Annotated in this window: 13 protein-coding genes; 5 read left to right on the top strand and 8 right to left on the bottom strand. The window is 64.7% G+C overall.

The annotated features are described in order from the left end of the window. Positions 1–18: 18 nt before the first annotated feature. From RIA72_RS05730 to RIA72_RS05710, 5 genes are all read right to left on the bottom strand, one after another. On the bottom strand, positions 19–1,059 hold the full coding sequence (locus RIA72_RS05730; RefSeq protein WP_350031362.1) for an N-acetyltransferase DgcN family protein: 1,041 nt from the start codon (positions 1,057–1,059) through the stop codon (positions 19–21). A gap of 20 nt (positions 1,060–1,079) precedes the next feature. After that, positions 1,080–3,266 (bottom strand): TonB-dependent receptor, encoded by a 2,187-nt coding sequence (locus tag RIA72_RS05725; protein ID WP_350031361.1) that lies wholly within the window; start codon positions 3,264–3,266, stop codon positions 1,080–1,082. A 4-nt stretch (positions 3,267–3,270) separates the two neighbouring features. After that, entirely contained in the window at positions 3,271–4,413 is a 1,143-nt protein-coding gene (locus RIA72_RS05720; protein WP_350031360.1) for a dipeptidase, read from the bottom strand. 82 nt (positions 4,414–4,495) lie between these two features. Next, the gene (locus RIA72_RS05715) at positions 4,496–5,503 is read right to left on the bottom strand and encodes a dipeptide epimerase (protein ID WP_350031359.1); all 1,008 of its coding nucleotides are present in this window, start codon (positions 5,501–5,503) and stop codon (positions 4,496–4,498) included. Then, a complete protein-coding gene (locus RIA72_RS05710) occupies positions 5,503–7,476 on the bottom strand; it encodes a serine hydrolase domain-containing protein (protein WP_350031358.1) in 1,974 nt (657 codons plus the stop codon). Before RIA72_RS05710 ends, RIA72_RS05715 begins: the two co-directional genes overlap by 1 nt. A gap of 142 nt (positions 7,477–7,618) precedes the next feature. On the opposite strand from RIA72_RS05710, the gene RIA72_RS05705 reads away from it, so the two are divergent. Beyond that, positions 7,619–8,242: a helix-turn-helix domain-containing protein gene (locus tag RIA72_RS05705; RefSeq protein ID WP_350031357.1), complete on the top strand. Its 624-nt coding sequence runs from the start codon at positions 7,619–7,621 to the stop codon at positions 8,240–8,242. A gap of 24 nt (positions 8,243–8,266) precedes the next feature. Continuing rightward, a complete protein-coding gene (locus RIA72_RS05700; protein WP_350031356.1) occupies positions 8,267–9,964 on the top strand; it encodes an N-acyl-D-amino-acid deacylase family protein in 1,698 nt (565 codons plus the stop codon). A 72-nt stretch (positions 9,965–10,036) separates the two neighbouring features. On the opposite strand, the gene RIA72_RS05695 is transcribed toward RIA72_RS05700, so the two are convergent. Further along, on the bottom strand, positions 10,037–12,487 hold the full coding sequence (locus tag RIA72_RS05695) for a TonB-dependent receptor (RefSeq protein ID WP_350031355.1): 2,451 nt from the start codon (positions 12,485–12,487) through the stop codon (positions 10,037–10,039). Between the two features lie 135 nt (positions 12,488–12,622). Here RIA72_RS05695 and RIA72_RS05690 point away from each other — a divergent pair, with 135 nt between their 5' ends. Both RIA72_RS05690 and RIA72_RS05685 read left to right on the top strand, forming a co-directional pair. Next, positions 12,623–13,372 (top strand): helix-turn-helix transcriptional regulator, encoded by a 750-nt coding sequence (locus RIA72_RS05690; protein WP_350031354.1) that lies wholly within the window; start codon positions 12,623–12,625, stop codon positions 13,370–13,372. Positions 13,373–13,421: 49 nt separating this feature from the next. Continuing rightward, the gene (locus tag RIA72_RS05685) at positions 13,422–14,552 is read left to right on the top strand and encodes an acyl-CoA dehydrogenase family protein (RefSeq protein ID WP_350031353.1); all 1,131 of its coding nucleotides are present in this window, start codon (positions 13,422–13,424) and stop codon (positions 14,550–14,552) included. Here the strand turns inward: RIA72_RS05685 and RIA72_RS05680 are convergent. After that, complete coding sequence (locus RIA72_RS05680; protein ID WP_350031352.1) at positions 14,549–15,571, bottom strand: acyl-CoA dehydrogenase family protein; 1,023 nt, start codon at positions 15,569–15,571, stop codon at positions 14,549–14,551. The genes RIA72_RS05685 and RIA72_RS05680 overlap by 4 nt on opposite strands. A gap of 219 nt (positions 15,572–15,790) precedes the next feature. On the opposite strand from RIA72_RS05680, the gene RIA72_RS05675 reads away from it, so the two are divergent. Further along, entirely contained in the window at positions 15,791–16,702 is a 912-nt protein-coding gene (locus RIA72_RS05675) for an EamA family transporter (protein ID WP_350031351.1), read from the top strand. Positions 16,703–16,712: 10 nt separating this feature from the next. On the opposite strand, the gene RIA72_RS05670 is transcribed toward RIA72_RS05675, so the two are convergent. After that, positions 16,713–17,612: a hydroxymethylglutaryl-CoA lyase gene (locus tag RIA72_RS05670; RefSeq protein WP_350031350.1), complete on the bottom strand. Its 900-nt coding sequence runs from the start codon at positions 17,610–17,612 to the stop codon at positions 16,713–16,715. Between the last annotated feature and the right edge of the window lie 87 nt (positions 17,613–17,699).

Here is a 17,699-nt window from a genome sequence, read left to right as displayed (position 1 = left end):
CGCCGGTCCCGGCCACGCTCATGCGAGGCAATGGTCCACAAGCGCGTCGAAAGCCGCGCCGCCGCGGATCGGGTCGGCGACGGGCAGGCCGAGGCGGCGGCTCTCTGTGCCCATCAACGCTGCGGCCTCACCCGCCCCCATGCTCGACGTGTTGAGGCTGACCCCGCCGCAGCGGATCGCGGGGTTGGTTCGGCTGCCGAGCCGGACGGTCAGATCGATCACCTCCTCGATACTGGGAAGCGCAAAGCTTTCCATGCCCAGGATAACCTTGCGCGAGGGATCGTGGCAGACGACGAAGACATCGGGCTGGCTGCCATGCAGGAGGCCGAGCGACACTGCAGCATAGGCGGGGTTGAAGATCGACCCCTGCCCCTCGATCAAATCCCAATGATCGTCGGGCGCATCGGGGCTGAGAATTTCGGCGGCGCCGGCCTCGAAATCCGAAACGACCGCGTCCATCGGGATGCCGCCGCCCGCGATCATGATTCCCGTCTGCCCCGTCGCGCGGAAATCGGCGTCGATCCCGCGCAGCACAAAGGCGCGGTGCAGCGCGAGCGCCGTATATTTTTTGCCGAGCGCGCAATCGGTGCCCACGGTGAGCAATCTTTTGCCGCTGCGCTTGCGTCCATTGCCGATCGGGATCGACGGCGGCGGGGTGCGGACGTCGATCAGCCGCCGGCCGGTGCGCCGCGATGCCTCGACCAGCGCCGACACGCTCGTCAGGCGCGTGTGCAGCCCGCTGATGATGTCGAGCCCGGCCTCCATCGCCTCGACGAGTGCAGCCACCCAGCTTTCGCTTATCACCCCGCCCTGGTTCGCAACGCCGATCACCAGCGAACGCGCGCCGGCCGCGCTCGCCTCGGCAGCGGTCAGGCGCGGCAAACCCGCGCTGACCGTGCAGCCGGAAACGCCGAGTTCACCTACGCAGCGGTCGGAGGCCCAGTGGGCGAGGCCAAAGGCGGTCTTGGCATAGCCCGCCTCGGTCGTGTCGCCGAGGAAGAGCAGATAGGGTTGCGGCAGGATCAGGCTTTCGGCGATCCGGCCGATCGGGGCGTTCATGCTGTCCAACTCCCGTCCGCTCAAAAAGCCATGTCGAGTGCGACGCCAACCGTCCGCGGCTGAAGCGGCGAAATCGCGAGGAAGCTCGGCCGGTTGAGCCCGTCGGCCAGCGTCGAACGCGCCATCTCGCCCTTGTTGTCGAGCAGGTTACGCGCATAGGCGCGAAGCGTCCAATGGTCGCTGAACGTCACCGACGCGTTGAGATCAACCGAGGTATAAGCCTTGGCGCGCGCCACCAGGGGGTCGCTCTCGACCAGCGACAGCCGATTGCTTGCGTGGCGGATACCCGCACCGACGCTGCCTTCCGTACCGCCGCCGAGCTCGAACGAATAATCCGCCCTGAGCGCCCCGGCGAATTTCGGAACGGCGGGCAGGCGGTCGCCCTTCGCCCCGCTGATTTCAGGCACGTCTTCACTGAGACCGGCATCGGTGTAGCTTCCCGTGGCGCTGATCGTCAGACCGGGCGCGGGGCGCAGCGCCAGGCTGCCTTCAAACCCCTTGCTCGTCGCCTTGCCCCCGTTTGCACCGCCCGACACGCCGCCGAAGGCGCGCGTGACCTGGATGTCGGTCCAGTCCATCCAGAAGAAGGCAGCGTCGATCGAGACCATGCGATCGGCAAAATCCGCCTTCAGCCCGACCTCGTAATTGGTCATGCGGTCGGCATCAACGCTGGGCGGGACATTGGGAACGATGACATTCGGGCCGCCGGGGCGATAGCCGGTCGCGACTCGCGCATAAAGCATCGCATCTTCGTTGATATGAAATTGCGGGCTGACCGAAAAGGTCCAGACGCTTTCGGCCGAATCGCCCGGATCGTCGGCCTGCGGCACGATCGCGCCCGAGCTGATCTGGCGGAACGTCTGTTCGTTGCGCGCCCAGCGAAGACCGCCCGTTATTTCAAACTGTTCGCTCAGCTTGACGGTGGCGTTGCCGAAAACTGCATATTCTTTGTAGGTGGCGGGCAGGCCGACGATCGCCAGCGGGTCAAGCGGCGCAATCGGATTGCCCGCCATGTCGAACGAGCGGACGAGCTGCGAATTGCTCGTCTTCTCGTCGGTGAAGAAGCCGCCGATCATCCATTCGAACCGCCCACCGCTCGGTGAGGCCAATCGCAACTCCTGCGTCCATTTCTTGAGCCCGAGATCGAGCGCGAACGGCGTGATGCCGGGGGGGATCGCCCCTCCGGTCAGCAGCGGGAACAATACGCCAAAAGCATAGCTGGCATCCTGGACCTGACGGCTCTGTGTCTCGCTGAATGTGGTGGCGGAGGTCAGCACGGCCCCACCGAAATCATAATCGATCGTCGCCGAATAATAGTCGAGATCGACGTCGAAGGATTCGGGAACGAAATTGTTGAACGAGCGACCGTCGCCCAGCCGGTTGCCGGCCAGATCCGCTGCATAGGTTCCGTTGCCGTCGGAATCGAGCGACTGCCAGATGCCGGCCAGCTTGATGCTGAGTTCGGGCGTTGGCTGCCAGAGCAGCGCGGCACGGCCACCGCGCTGTTCATAATCATTCTGGTCCCTGAGCGCCGCGTTGTTGACGCTGTCGACCCAGCCCGGCGTCCTGCGCCACGCGAAGCTGCCCGAAATCGCGAGCGTGTCGGTCGCGATGGGCGCGTTGACGAACACCTGCCCGCCCCAGCCCAGCCCGTCGCCGCCCTTGATCGCGAAACCCTCAACGCCTGCGCGCACCTTGAATTCGCGCGTATCGGGCTGGACGGTCACATATTTGAGCAGGCCGCCGATCGAGCTCGCGCCATAAAGCGTACCCTGCGGCCCCTTGAGCACTTCGATGCGTTCGAGGTCATAGGGCAGAAGGTCGATCGTGAACGACCCGGCGCGGTTATAGATCGCGCTCGACCCGACGGGCGCATCGTCGAGATAGATGCCGACCGTCTGACTGCCGTTCAAAGGCGCAACGCCACGCAGCGTGATCGTCGTCTGCCCCGGCGTGCCGCCGTTGCTGACGTTCATGCCGGGCACATAACCCGCATAATCGACAAGCGACGCCGAGCCCTGCTCCTGCAATTCCTCGCCGTTCACGACGGCGATGGAGATCGGCACGTCCTGGACATTCTGCACCCGCTTTTGCGCGGTGACGACGATTTCGCCCCCCGCCTCGACAGCGGCGGCACTTTGCGCCTGCGCGGGAAAGGCGGCGGCCAGCGCAATCAGGCTTCCGGTAATCAAAAATCCCCTGTTCATTGTCTTACCCCCAGACTTGGGCGAGCAGGCGGCGGAAATTGCCACCGAGCACGGCCCGGATATTGTCGTTCGAATAGCCCCGGCGAATGAGTTCCTCGACGAGGTCGAAGGTCTTCAAAGGATGGTCGAAACCGTCGATGTCGATCTTGTCGCGAAAGGCGTAGCTGTCCTTGTACGCGCCCTTCAGCACGGCATATTCGTCGGGCTTCATGTCGTCGTAGCCGTGCAGGTCGGCATCGGAGCCAATGCCGACATGATCGATTCCGGCCAGCCTTGCGACATGGTCGATATGGTCGGCCATATGCCCGACGTTCGTGGGATCGCTGGCGCGGACGAACATGCGCACGCCCGTGATTCCCATCACCCCTCCCTTTGCCGCGAGCGCCCGGATCGCTTCGTCGGTTTTGACGCGGGGATGATCGACGAGCGCGCGCGCATTGCTGTGGGTGATCGCGATCGGTCCGCCGGCAATCGCGATCGCATCCAGCGTCGTCCTGTCGCCGCAATGCGAAACGTCGACCAGCATCTTCTGCTTTTCCATCTCGGCGATGATCGCGGCTCCATAGTCGCTGACGCCGCCATCGACCCGATCGGTGCTGCCCGAGCCGATGCGGTTCTGGCTGTTGTAGGTGAGCTGCGCGCAGCGGAGGCCGAGGCGACGGAACCGTGCGACATCGTCGACCTTTTCGAAATGCTCGGCGTTCTGGATGCCCATGATGACCGCGCATTTGCCGTCGGCCTTTGCCCGGTCGAGGTCGACGGCGGTGTCGACGAGCGTGAAGACGTGGCTGTTGCGTCCCGCAAAGCCCTGCCAAGCCGCCAGATATTCGAGCGCCTGTGCCTTCGCATCGGGACCGCCGAGGCCATAGGCATTGTGAAAGCCGGTGATGCCCGATGCCCGGAACTCCGCCGCTTCGGCCGCGGTCAGCCGGTGCGCGACATAATTTTCGTCGAGCGTGATTTTCAGCGGCGCCAGCATGTCGATGACAAGCGAGGAGGCGACAAGGTCGACCGCGCGGCGCGAATAGGTCTTCGTCGGCGCCGCCGCAAAGGCATAGGCGCCGCGGTTCAGCATCGGCGCGGACAAAGCGACCCCGGCCGCGCCCGCGATCACTGCGCGGCGCGTCACCGGGAATGACGACGTCATTCCAGCCTCCCTCTCAAAATTCTTTATTCGGCCATTATTGTCCTGATTGGAAAATTGTCAATCCATTTAGGACATCAAATTGTCACGAACCCCAAATTTCTGCCGGGCAATGGATCATCCCGTCGCGATATTCGACGCCGGGGACGCGATCGCAGGCTAGAAAGGTCGGCCCGTCGAGATCGACGATGTCGCACAGCTGGCCGACCAGATAGGATGGCGCCATCGACAGGCTGGTACCCATCATGTTGCCCACCATGACGTCCAGGCCGAGCGCCTTCGCCTGGCGCGCGATCGCCAGCCCTTCGGTCAGCCCACCGCATTTATCGAGCTTGATGTTCACCACATCGAAACGCCCGACGAGCGAGGCGGTGTCGGCGAGCGAAAGCGCGCTTTCGTCGGCGACGAACGGCAAGGGGCGCTTCAGTCCGTCGAGATCGCCCTCGCGCCCGCGTTTCATCGGCTGCTCGAGTTGCGCGACGCGCGCCGATACAAGGACGGGGAGCAGGTCGGCGAGCGTGCCCGCGTCATAGCCCTGATTGGCATCGACCCCGATCCATGCTTCGGGCCGCGCGGTGCGGATCGCAACCACGCGCGCAATGTCATCGGCCAAGTCGCCGGTCAATTTGACCTTGACCGGAGCTTCGGGATCGATCGCCAGCGCCGCCTTCGCCATATTTTCGGCGCTGTCGGCGCCGAGCGTCAGCGTCGAACGAAGCGCTCTCGGCGGCTCCAGTCCGGCGAGCTTCCAAACCGGCTGCCCCGCCCACTTGGCCTCAAGCTCCCAGAAGGCGCAGTCGAGCGCGTTGCGGGCGCCGCCGGGGGGGAGCAGATGCTGCAATTCCTCCCGCGTTGCGCCGCGCTCGATAGCACCCTGAACCCTGCTCGCCTCGGCAAGCATATGGTCGATGTCGTCGCCGAGATAATAGACCCCCGCCCCCTCGCCGCGCCCGACATGCTCGCCGTCGGACAGTTCGGCGACGAGCAGCGCGGTTTCAGTAAAGACATGGCCCGATATGCGGAACGGCCGATGATAGGGAAAGCGCTCGACCCGAAGATCGAGCGTCAATCGCCGCGTGCTTTGCGTCGTCATCAATAGACCATCCCGAAGCCATAGAGATGGAAGGCCATCGTGACCCACACGAGCACCGCGGCGGCGAGGACCAGCAGCACCGCGCCAAGCTTCATCGTCCAGCGCCGCTTGTCCTTGATCGAAAGCCAGAGGTGCCACGCGGCGCTTGCCAGCAGGCCGAAGGCGGCGAGCGGCGTCAGGATACGCAGCAGGTGGATGAGCCAGTCGAGCGGGCCACCGATGCTGCCGATGTCGGCCGAGAAGGCGGCGATCAGTCCGATCCATCCCGCCAGGGCGGCGAGCGCGAGCCACGCAAAGACACGCGAGAGGCGATAGGCGCGCCGCGACCTACCCGTCAGCACAAATTCCGCCTTGAAGCTGCGCCGCACGAGCGCGCGCACCGGCCAGGCGAGCGCCGCAAGCAGGATGATGCCGAAAGCGAAAATCAACGCCGGGTTCAGCCACGCGGCGTTGACCCCGGCGGGTGCGGGTTCGAACACCATGAAGGGCGATCCGGCATCGACGCTCATGCGCACGACGCGGCCGTCCTTGACCTCTGCGGCGAGGCGCTCGCCGGTGCCCGTATCGCGCCACACAAAGGGTTCGACCTCGACCCAGTCGCGCGCGCCCGCGCCGAGGCCGTCGAGCGCGGGGAAGCTGAGCTTGCCATCCTCGGTCAGCGAGATCGTCGCTTGCCCCAACAGCCCGAGCAGGCTCAGGAAGTTGGTGAAGGAACCACGGCTGCTGACATAATTGCCCACCATCATCTGCGCATGTTCGCGGGCCGTCGCGGCATCGACCTGCGACGGTTTTTCGGGCGGTCCGGGCATGTAACGGTCGGCAAATTTGTGGAACAGCGCGCTTCGCACCGCGCCCGTCGCGCCATCCTTGCCCTGCGCATTCATCGACAGGAAAATGCCGATGTCGGATTCGGGGAACAGCCAGAGATAGGAATGGAACCACACGGTGTCGCCGCCGTGCGCGATTGCGCGGCGGCCATTGACCTGTTGTTCGTAGAAGCCAAGCGCCATGCTGTTGAGCGGACCGACGCCGGACGCCTTGAAATTATGCATCTGCGCCACGGTCTCGGGCTTCAATATCCCCCCGCCACCATTCAGATGCGCGATCATGAATTTCGCCATATCGGCACCGCTCGCCGACATGCTTCCCGCCGGGGCGGGAATGACCATCTCGAAAGGCTGCGGCTTGCCGGTGACGTCGGCATAGCCCTTTGCCATGTGCGGCGCGAGGCGCGCGGGCAGCGGCTGGCGAAACGTCGAATATGTCATGCCGAGCGGCTTGAAAATGCGACTGTCGACATAATCGTCGAAACTTTGTCCGCTGACGCGCTCGACGATGTAACCCGCAAGCGCGGTCGCATAATTGGAATAGGCGGGCGTCGTGCCCGGCGCGAACACCCGTTCGGGCAGCGCGAGCGGCATCAGCTTCTTGAGCGTCATTACCGCCTTGGGGTCGCTGCTGATCAGGTGGCGTACCGATTCTTCGAAGCCCGCGGTGTGCGTCATGATATGGCGCATCGTGATCGGCGTGCCCCCGAAAGCCGGAATCTTGAAGTCGAGATAGGCGTTTACGTCCTTGTCGAGATCGATCTTCCCAGCCTCGACCTGCTGCATAACAGCGGTCCATGTGACCAGCTTCGACACCGATCCCGGCCGGAAAAGCGTGGTTTCGGGCAGAACCGGCGCGCGCTTTGCGACGTCGGCAAAGCCATAACCCTTTTGCAGCAGCACCTCGTCGCCGCGCACGACGGTCACGACTGCGCCGGGAATGCGTCCGCGTTCGAGCGCATAGGGCAAATAGCCGTCCATCCAGGCTTCCAGATCCTTTGGATCGAGCGCGACGGGCGCCGACGCCGCCTTGGGAGCCACAGCTTCGGTCTTTGTCACGGCGGGTGCGGGCACCGGCCCCTGCGCCGCCAGTGGCAGCGCGGCCAGTGCCGCGAGCCCGATCATCGCCTTGCGGATGAAACGCATCGCTTTCCCCTTTTGTCCGGCGCGCCCTGTCACACCTTGCGGCAAGCCGCGCGACCCCTTACCAAGGAACCAACATGAGTTAGCCCAATAGGGACATAATGATCCTGATTAGAAAATTGTCAAACGGGGAATGGAAAAACTGATGGCCGACCGTGCAACACCGCCGACGCTCGGCGCGGTGATGAAGGGCATAAGGGCGCGAAACGGCTGGACGCTCAAGGAGATGAGCGCGAAGTCGGGCATTCCCGTCTCGACGCTGTCGAAGGTCGAACATGACCGGCTGACGCTGAGCTACGACAAGCTCCAGCAGCTGAGCCAGCGGCTCAAGATTCGCATGTCGGACCTGTTTGCCGAAGAGGAAGAGGATGCCGCGCCGCGCGTCACCGGGCGCCGCAGCATCGCGGCGATCGAGCGCGCCGCGCGCGTGACCACCGACAATTATGATTATCACTACCTCTGCACCGACCTTCGGCAGAAACGGATGATCCCGATCCTGACGCGTATCCGCGCACACAGCGCGCGCGAGTTCGGCGAACTCGTGCGCCACCAGGGCGAGGAGTTCATCTATGTGCTCGAAGGCCGGATCGAGGTGCACAGCGAATTTTACGATCCGGTCACGCTCGACGCAGGCCAGGGCATCTATATCGATTCGTCGATGGGCCACGCCTATGTCGTCGCCGACGGGTTCGATGAAGCACTCGTCCTCGGCGTCTGTTCGAGCGCCGACGACGGGCTGATGGACAGCTTGATGAACCTTCACGGATAAACTGCTCAAAAAATGGAGAGATACATGGCATCGTCCCGGCGCTCCGCATCCTCGCTTTTGCTGCTGTGCAGTTCGATGCTGGTTTCGACGCCACTCGCGGCGGAAACGCCCGCCTATGACCTGATCATTCGCGGGGGCACGCTCTATGACGGATCGGGCAAACCGCCGGTCGTCGGCGACGTCGCGATCAGGGACGACCGGATCGTCGCGGTCGGCAAGCTTGACGGCAAGGCGAAGAAGGAAATCGCGGCGAAGGGCATGGCGGTCGCGCCCGGCTTCATCAACATGCTGAGCTGGGCGACCGAGTCGCTGATCGCCGACCCCAAGAGCCAGAGCGACATCAGGCAGGGCGTGACACTGGAGGTGATGGGCGAAGGCTGGTCGATGGGGCCAATGAACCCCATGATGAAAGCACAGGAAGCCAAGCGACAGGGCGACATCAAATATCCGATCGAGTGGACCACGCTCGGCGATTATTTCGACTGGCTCGAAAAGCGCGGCATTTCGACCAATATCGCGAGCTTCGTCGGCGCGGCGACGGTGCGCGTTCACGAGCTGGGCGAAGGCGACATCGACCCGACCCCCGAACAGCTCGGCCGGATGCGCGCGCTGGTGCGGCAGGCGATGAACGAAGGCGCGATGGGGGTCGGCAGCTCGATCATCTATGCGCCTGGCTCCTACGCCGAAACCGACGAACTCGTCGCGCTGACGAGCGAAGCGGCAAAATGCGGCGGCATGTACATCAGCCACATGCGGTCCGAAGGCGACCGGATCGAAGAAGCGGTCGATGAACTGATCGAGATTTCGCGCCGATCGGGCGCGCCGGCCGAAATCTATCATCTGAAGATGGCGGGGCGCAGCAATTGGGGCAAACTCGATACGATCGTGAAGAAGATCGAGGATGCGCGCGCGTCGGGGCTGCGGATCACAACCGACATGTATACTTATACCGCCGGCGCCACGGGGCTCGACGCGGCGATGCCGACCTGGGTGCAGGCGGGCGGGCTCGAACAATGGATCGAGCGGCTGAAGGACCCCGCGACCCGTGCGCGCGTCGCCGAGGAGATGAAGAAGCCGGGCAGCGACTGGGAAAATCTCTATTTCGGCGCGGGCGCCGACAAGATGATCCTGTCGGGTTTCAAGAATGACGCGCTCAAACCGCTGACCGGCAAGACGCTGGCCGAGGTCGCCCAGATGCGCGGCAAATCCCCCGAAGAAACGGCGATGGACCTTGTCGTCGAGGATGGCTCGCGCGTCGGCACCGTCTATTTCCTGATGTCCGAGGAGAATGTGCGCAGGCAGATCCAGCTGCCGTGGATGAGCTTCGGGTCCGATGCGGCGTCGCAGGCAACCGAGGGCGTTTTTCTGAAATCGGGCGCGCATCCCCGCACCTATGGTAATTTTGCCCGCCTGCTCGGCCGCTATGTCCGTGACGAAAAACTGATCCCCCTCGAACAGGCGGTGTACCGGCTCACTACCCTGCCCGCGACCAATTTGGGCATCAAGGATCGCGGCGCGCTGAAGCCCGGCTATTATGCCGATATCGTCGTCTTCGATCCCACGACGATCGGCGACCGCTCGACTTTCGAGGAACCGCACCAATATTCGGTCGGGGTGCGCGACGTGTTCGTCAACGGCGTCGCGGTACTACAGGGCGGCGAGCATAGCGGCGCGACGCCCGGACGCGCGGTGCGCGGCGCGGGCTTCAACCGCTGTCCTTAGCGCGTCGTTATCGCCACTTGAAACGTCATCCCGGCGAAAGCCGGGATGACGAAAATGGGAGACTATCGCGTTTCAGAAATCGAAACCCACGGTCAGGCCATAGGTTCGCGGGGGGTTGGCGAAACGCACGACGACATTGGCGTTGCTGGCGACCGCCGACCAATAATATTTGTCGAAAAGATTTTTGGCCCACAGCGACACCGACCAGCCGCTTTCGTCGCGAAGGCCGATGCTGGCGTTGACGGTGCCATAGGCGTCGACCTTGTAGAGATCGAGATCCTCGAAAATCGTGTTCGACTTGCTCTGGTAACGCGCGCTGACCGCGCCGGTCAGGCGCACCGTATCGCTAACCGGCGTGTCATAGGCGAGCGTCACGCTGCCCTGAAATTCGGGGCTGTAGATAAATTCGGCGCCGTCGAAATTCTGCGGCTGTCCGGCCGCGTTGGTGCCGTTGTAATCGTTGATCCGCGTTTTCAGCCATAGTGCGTTGGCGGCGAGGGTCAGCCCGGCAACCGGGCGGATCGTCAATTCGCCCTCGACGCCATAGGCCTCGCTGTCGGGCACATTGTCGAGGCGCGAAAGCGCGGTGTAGATCGGATCGGCGAAATAGGTGCTGATCTGCTTGTCGCGATAATCATAATAGAAGGCCGACAGGTTGGCCTGCACCGCGCGATCGGCGAGCGTCGCCTTCACGCCCACTTCATAGGCGGTCAGCTTCTCCTGCGTCACCGGCGCATTCTGCCGCGCGAGGTTCGCTGCGTTGATCGGCGTCGTCCCCGATTTATAGCCGCGCGACACCGACGCATAGAGCAAGGTGTCGTCGTTCGGCGACCAGTCGAGCGCGATGCGCCACGCGACGTTGTTTTCGTCGAGCAGCGACTGCACCTCTGCGAACGTGCCCGTTATCGGATCGAAGGTGTTGCACTGCCCCGCCGCGATTTCGGGCGCGAGCACGCCGTAAGTCTGGAAATAGAGCGCGCGGTTCACAACATTGACGTTGGGCAGCATATTGCCGTTGAAGTCGCGCGAACAGCCGTTGTAGCGTTGCTTGTCCTCGGTATAGCGGACGCCGACCGTCAGCTTCAACTGGTCCGTCAGCTCGGCATCGGCATTGCCGAAGATGCTCCACGTCTTCGTGCGAATACGCCCGAAATCCTCATAGGTGCGGAAGGCCTGCGAGAGTTGAAGCGGCGTATAGCCGCCCGAGTTGAACGGCGTCGCCAGCAGCGGCTGTCCCGCGGCGCGGATCAGCCCGACATTGGCGTTCTGGCCCAGCAGCGTGCGGTTCGAATCGATGATGCGATCGTGCGCATAATAACCGCCGACGAGCCAGGTGAACGCCCCGCTCTCGCCTTCCAGATGCAGCTCCTGCGCAAAGCTCTTGATCCGGCCGACGGTGTTCTGGAGCAATATCTCGAACGGGGCGCCGCTCCAGTCGGAGAGCGCGTCGCGCTTGAAATCATTGTAGCTGGTGAGCGACACCAGCTTGATCGTGTCGCCGAGCTGCTGGTCCCAGCGCAGTTTCAGACCCCAGAAACGATTATCCTCGGCCAGCGGACCGTCGAGGCCGAGCCCGGTGCCGATGTCGGCCGACCGCCCGGCTTCGGGCGCCCAATCGGCCTGGCTCGCCTTCGTCGGCGCGTTGTTCGAGATATAGTCCGCAAGCCCCGGCGCGTTGAAAAAGCGCGAATTGCTGGTGCCGGTGACCGGGTTGGTCGCGGGCGTGAAGCCGATCCCCTGCCCCGCCACGGTGTCCGACCGGTTGCGCCACCAGGTCACCGACAGGTCGAAATGCGTGCCCGGCGCGGGATCGATGGCGAGCGCGCCGCGGATACCGAGCTTGTCGACTTCACCCAGTCGCTCGCCACGCGTATTGCTGACCTGCCAACCCTTGTCGCTATTCTCGCTGCGGAAGGCGACGCGCGCGGCAATGCCTTCGCCGAGCGGACCCGAGATATGGCCGCCGATATTCCAAGTCTGGTAATTGCCGAGGTCGGCCTTGAGGCTGCCCTCGAAACTGTCGGTCGGCTTGGCGGTGATGAAATTGATGAGGCCGGCGGTGGTGTTGCGGCCATATAGCGTCCCCTGCGGCCCTTTCAGCACCTCGACGCGCTCGATGTCCATCACCGGGCCGGTGTTCATGATCGGATAGGCGTAGGCGACCTCGTCGACATAGGTGCCGACGGTCGAGGTCGACGACAGGTTGATCGTGTTGAAGCCGATCCCGCGCAACGTATAGGTCGGCACGCCCTGATAGCTTTGCGACACGGTGAAGCTCGGCGCGACGGCGGTGAGGTCGCGCATGTCGGTCACGCGCAGATTTTCTAGCGTTTCGCCGTCGACCGCCTGGATCGCCATCCCGACATCGTTCATCGATTCGGCGCGGCGCTGCGCGGTGACGATGATCTCGCCTTCGGCGGTCACCGGTTCGGCCTGGACCGCGTCGGCGGCAAAGGCGGGCGCGCCAGCCAGCAACCCGGTCGCCGCACCCGACAGAAGCACGATACGCATGGCCTTCATCATTCATCCTCCCTCAAATCGCTTGTCGCCGGGCTCGTCTTTGTGCGAGCGTCGCGCGAAACCGGACCGTGACAGAACAGGCGATTGCGGACGGCGGGACAAGCTGACACCTGTGTCAGGGATGGAAGGGACGAGCGCGTGACCGATCGCAGGGCCGAATGCTGGGCGGACATGCCCGCGCTGATCGATGCGGTGCAGGCGGCGGGCGATGCCATCGGACTGCCCCATGTTGCGGCGCAAGCCGACCTGGGCGATCCCGAACCGATGAGCGATGCCGAGGGCCGCCCCTATGCCGAAACAAGCTTTCGCTGGGTCGATCCCGATTACGCCTATTGGCGCGACCGCAAGCTGGCGTTGCAGCTTGCCTTTCTGACCGCGGCGCGCCTCACCGCCGAACCCTTTTACTACAGCGACGGGCAGCTCGGCACGTGGCGCCCGACCGCGCTGATCGATGCCGTCGATTGTTCGCAGGCAAGGAACACGCCCAATTTCGGCGAGGCGATCATCGCACCGGTCCACCTGCCGCGCGGGCTGGTCGGTGCGGTCTTCTGGTGCTCGCGCGAGCCGGTCGGGGTCAAGGCGCTGTTCGACGAACATGCCGGGCGGCTGCACACGCTCGCACTCCGCCTCGTCGCAACGCATAACGAAGCGCGTGGACGCCCGCGCAACGCCACCGTGCCGCAAACGCTGACGCGGCGCGAGGTTCAGTGCCTGCGCTGGGCGGCGGCGGGCAAGACCGACGGCGAAATCGGCATCATCCTGTCGCTGTCGGTCTCGACGGTGCGCTTTCATTTGCGCAACGCCGCGGCAAAGCTCGGCGCGACGGGCCGCGCCCAATCGATCCAGATCGCAGCGGGGCTCGGCTATGTTGGAGCGCGCGCGGCCTGATGCAGATGCCAGCTTGGCCGTGCGCCTGGGCAAGCCCTAAGCAGGACCTATGGACATGCTGAACGACCCCGCGCTGATGGCGTTTCGCGACGAAGTTCGCGCCTTCCTGGAGGTCAACCTCCCCGATGGCATCCGCCGCGCGGCAGCGCGAGCGACGAGCGTTTTCATCGACCCCGCGATTTCGCTGCCGTGGCAGCGCATCCTGCATGAAAAAGGCTGGGCCGCGCCCGATTGGCCAGCCGAACATGGCGGCCCCGGCTGGGGCGAGATCGAGCGCTATATCTTCGCCGCCGAATGCGCCCGCGCGGGCGCGCCGAACCTTGCGCCGATGGGGCTCAAGATGGTCGCGCCGGTCATCATGCACTATGGCAGCCCCGACCAGCGGGCCCATTATCTTCCGCGCATTTTATCGGGCGATGATTATTGGTGCCAGGGCTTTTCGGAGCCCGGCGCGGGTTCGGACCTTGCCGCACTGCAACTGCGCGCGGTGCCCGATGGCGACGATTACATCCTCAATGGATCGAAGATATGGACGACGCACGCGCATTTCGCGAACCGCATGTTCGCGCTGGTGCGCACATCGACCGAGGGCAAGCCGCAGGCAGGGATCAGTTTTCTGCTGCTCGACATGGAAACGCCCGGCATCACGGTCGAACCGATCCGGACGCTTGCCGGCGATCATGAGTTCAACCAGGTCTTTTTCGACGATGTCCGCGTGCCGCAGGCGAATCGCCTTGGTGGCGAGAATGAGGGCTGGTCGGTCGCAAAGCATCTGCTGACCTTTGAACGCGGCGGAAAATATGCGCCGGGACTGATCGGGCGGCTCGAACAGCTGCGCCGCCGCAGCGACCCCGACCCCGTGCTGCGCGCCGCGCTCGACCGCGAAGCCGTGACCTTGCGAGCCTTGCAGGCCCTCGAACTCAAGGCGATGCGCGGCGTGGGCGGCAGCCCTGCGCTCTATGCGTCGGCGCTCAAGATACTCGGGACAGAAGCGGCGCAGCGCATCGACACGCTCGCGTGCGAAGCCCTGGGTCACGCCGCGTGGGCGGAGGCCGACGGGCAGGCGCCGGCCGAACTGGCCGTCGCAGTGCCGCGCTATCTCAACGATCGCGCCGCGACAATCTATGCCGGGTCGAACGAGATCCAGCGCGACCTGATCGCGCGGACCATGTTGGGTTAAGCGACCGCGGACACGGCCCGCGCCAGATGACCGGCGCGCGGTCCCAATCCCGCGGCGATCGCCAGCGCGCGTTTGAAATGGCCGCCGAGGCTCAGTTCCTCGGTCAATCCCATCGCGCCGTGGATCTGCACCGCGCTTTCGCCGACGATCCGCACCGCGTCGGCGACCTCGATGCACGCCGCACCGACCGCGGCCGCGCGATCGGCACGGTCGGCGTCGACCGCCAGGATCGCCTCTTCGGTCAGCGCTGCGGCCTTCATCATCGCAAGCTGCATGTCGGCAGCGCGGTGGCGCAGCACCTGGAACCGGCCGATCGCGGTGCCAAATTGCTGCCGCTGACCCAGATAGTCGACGCTGTCGCCGATCATCCGCTGCATCAGACCCACCGCCTCGGCACAGCGCGCCGCGAGGATCAGATCGGTGATGAAGTCCGCCGCGCGTGCCGCCTGGTCGCCCGACGCGAGCAGCAGCATATCGTCCGGTTTCAGTGCAAAGACCAGGTCGGCGGAGACGCTGCCGTCGTGCATGATCCGGTGCCGCTGCTCGATCTTGTCATGGTCGGCGGCGACAAGCAGCAGCGCGTCGGGATCGGCGAGTAGCAGCAGGGCGGCCTCTGCCGCACCCGAGACGAGCGTGGCGCTGCCGCGGACCATCGCGGGGTCGCAGACGGGCATCGACGCGGCGGTCGCGGCAGAAATCGTTGCGATACGGCGTTCACCCGACGCGAGAGCGGGCAAGGCGGGATGATCGGGCGCGGCCGCGCCGAGCAGCATCGTCGCGGCGGCGTGCGAAAGCCAGTCGGCGCCCGCAAGCGCCGGACCCAGCTCGGCAATCGCAAGCGCGATATCGAGCGCCCCACCGCCGAAACCCCCGGCCGCTTCGGGCGCGGCCAGTCCACCCAGGCCCAGCGAATCGCAAAGCTCGCGCCAGCCGGGGCGCGTGTGATCGGCCAGAAAGCGCTGAATGCTCTCGCGCAATATTACCTGCTCTTCGCTAAGCGGCAGATCGAGCGTCGCCATGTCAGAATTTCGCCCCGCTGCGCCGGCCTGTCCGGATGATGTTGTTGGTCATTGCGCCTCCCGCCCCGTTTGTGCCGCGCGCGGCGGCGCAGGTCTAGCTGATTGGCGTGGCAGGTCGCGGGCGGGATCTCGCCATATACTTAGTAATAAAACTATTGCATGGGACGCCATGCGCAGACCAAAGCGAATCACGGCGACAACGCCGCACGCGGTGGCAGGGTGAGCCCGATCTGGCTTCCCGCGTCGCTGCTCGGCGGGCTGTTCCAGGCGTGGCGCACCGCGCTGCAGCAGCGGCTGCGCGCCGAGCTCAGCATCAGCGGCGCGGGGCTGGTGCGCTATCTTTACGGCCTGCCTTTTGCGCTTTGCCTCGCGGCCGCCTGGCTGGCGACACAGGGCGATGCCGTGCCGGCCTTTGGGGACGGATTTACGGGTTTCGCCATCGCCGGCGCGATCACGCAAATGGCGGGCACGATCCTGCTCATCATGGCGTTCGGACATCGCGGCTTTGTTGTCGGCACCGCCTTTTCCAAGACCGAAGCGGTTCAGGTCGCGCTTGTGACCGCGTTGTTCCTCGGCGAACGATTGCCGCTGCTTGCCTGGATTGGGATCGTCGCGGGCGTCGCGGGCGTGCTGCTGCTCGCGCTCGCCGGACGCGGCGTTTCCGCGCGCGAGGTCTGGCACGCACTCGGCCAGCCCGCGGCGCTATGCGGGCTGGGCGCGGGGTCGATGTTTGCGCTCGCGGCAATTGCGGTCAAGCTTGCGACCGCCGAGCTGAAAGACGTCGATCTGATCGGATCGGCGCTCGTTACCCTGGTCGTCGTGATGACGATCCAGACCGGATTGCATCTGGCCTGGACCCTGCTGCGCGACCGCGAGACGCTGCGCGCCGTATTCCGGACGTGGCGCCATTCGAGCCAGGTCGGGCTGCTGTCGGCGCTCGGCTCAGCGTGCTGGTATATCGGATTCGCCGCCGCCCCCGCTGCGCTCGTACGGATCGTCGGGCAGGTCGAGGTCGTCTTTACGATCGGCTTTGCCCATTTTTATCTGCGCGAACCGGTGCGCTGGCACGAAATCGTCGGCCTGCTTCTCGTCGTTGGCGGCGTAGCGCTGGCGCTGCTCGCGACGCTTTAGGGTCAGGCCGCTAGGGAAAGGCAGGCGCTCTGCTGACCATCGCGGGCAGCGACCGTCCCATGACTCCCGCCAGCCATTCGGCGGCTTCGACGACCGAGGGTATCGCGATGCCCGTCGCGACGCCGCTGTTTTCGAGCATATAGACCACATCTTCGGTCGCGACATTGCCCGCCGCGCCCGGCGCAAAGGGACAGCCGCCAAGCCCGCCGAGCGACGCATCGACCACCGCCGCCCCCTCCTGCACCGCGGCCCAGACATTGGCGATGCCGGTGCCGCGCGTATTGTGAAAATGAACACGGACCGGCAAACCGCCGACGGCTTCGCGCACGCGGCCGACCGTCTCGGCGACCTGCGCCGGCGCACCCACGCCGATCGTGTCGGCCAGCGCTATTTCGCGTGGGGCGACATCGGCGGCGCGCTTCGCCATTTCGACGACGCGGTCGATTGCAACCCGCCCCTCGAACGGGCAGCCAAAGGCGGTGGCGATGGTGATCTGTCCGCCGCGTCCGGCCTCCCGCGCCAGCGCAACAATCTCCATCGCGGCGGCGAGCGATTCGTCCGAGCTTTGACCCTGATTGCGGATGCCGAACGTATCGGTCGTCACGCACACCGCGCCGAGTTCACCAATGCGGCCGGTGGCCAGCGCGCGCTCGGCGCCGCGGCGGTTGAGGACAAGGCCGATATAGGTGACGTCGCGATGATCGGGCAGCATCGCCACCAGCTCCTCAGCATCGGCGAGCTGCGGCACCCTTTTTGGATTGACGAAGCTCGTGACCTCGATCCGCCGCACGCCATAGTCGATCGCGCGGCGAACCAGTTCGAGCTTGTCGGCGGTCGCGACGATCGCCGATTCATTTTGCAGCCCGTCGCGCGGTCCGACCTCGACCAGTTCCACCCGATGATTTTTCAACATTTCGCGCCCTCGAAATCGTGAGTCATTTAGCAGGTTGAAAATTACATAGCATTCTAAGTATACAAAAGCCATGGGCGAGGCTCC

The sequence above is a fragment of the Sphingopyxis sp. genome, assembly GCF_040216815.1.
Taxonomy (GTDB): Bacteria; Pseudomonadota; Alphaproteobacteria; order Sphingomonadales; family Sphingomonadaceae; genus Sphingopyxis.
This window is presented reverse-complemented; position numbering and strand designations above follow the sequence as displayed.

Coding starts and splice junctions, on each gene's coding strand:
- RIA72_RS05680 (WP_350031352.1), bottom strand. CDS start 15,571: ATGGCGACGCTCGATCTGCCGCTTAGCGAAGAGCAGGTAATATTGCGC.
- RIA72_RS05730 (WP_350031362.1), bottom strand. CDS start 1,059: ATGAACGCCCCGATCGGCCGGATCGCCGAAAGCCTGATCCTGCCGCAA.
- RIA72_RS05695 (WP_350031355.1), bottom strand. CDS start 12,487: ATGATGAAGGCCATGCGTATCGTGCTTCTGTCGGGTGCGGCGACCGGG.
- RIA72_RS05710 (WP_350031358.1), bottom strand. CDS start 7,476: ATGCGTTTCATCCGCAAGGCGATGATCGGGCTCGCGGCACTGGCCGCG.
- RIA72_RS05685 (WP_350031353.1), top strand. CDS start 13,422: ATGGACATGCTGAACGACCCCGCGCTGATGGCGTTTCGCGACGAAGTT.
- RIA72_RS05705 (WP_350031357.1), top strand. CDS start 7,619: ATGGCCGACCGTGCAACACCGCCGACGCTCGGCGCGGTGATGAAGGGC.
- RIA72_RS05700 (WP_350031356.1), top strand. CDS start 8,267: ATGGCATCGTCCCGGCGCTCCGCATCCTCGCTTTTGCTGCTGTGCAGT.
- RIA72_RS05715 (WP_350031359.1), bottom strand. CDS start 5,503: ATGACGACGCAAAGCACGCGGCGATTGACGCTCGATCTTCGGGTCGAG.
- RIA72_RS05720 (WP_350031360.1), bottom strand. CDS start 4,413: ATGACGTCGTCATTCCCGGTGACGCGCCGCGCAGTGATCGCGGGCGCG.
- RIA72_RS05725 (WP_350031361.1), bottom strand. CDS start 3,266: ATGAACAGGGGATTTTTGATTACCGGAAGCCTGATTGCGCTGGCCGCC.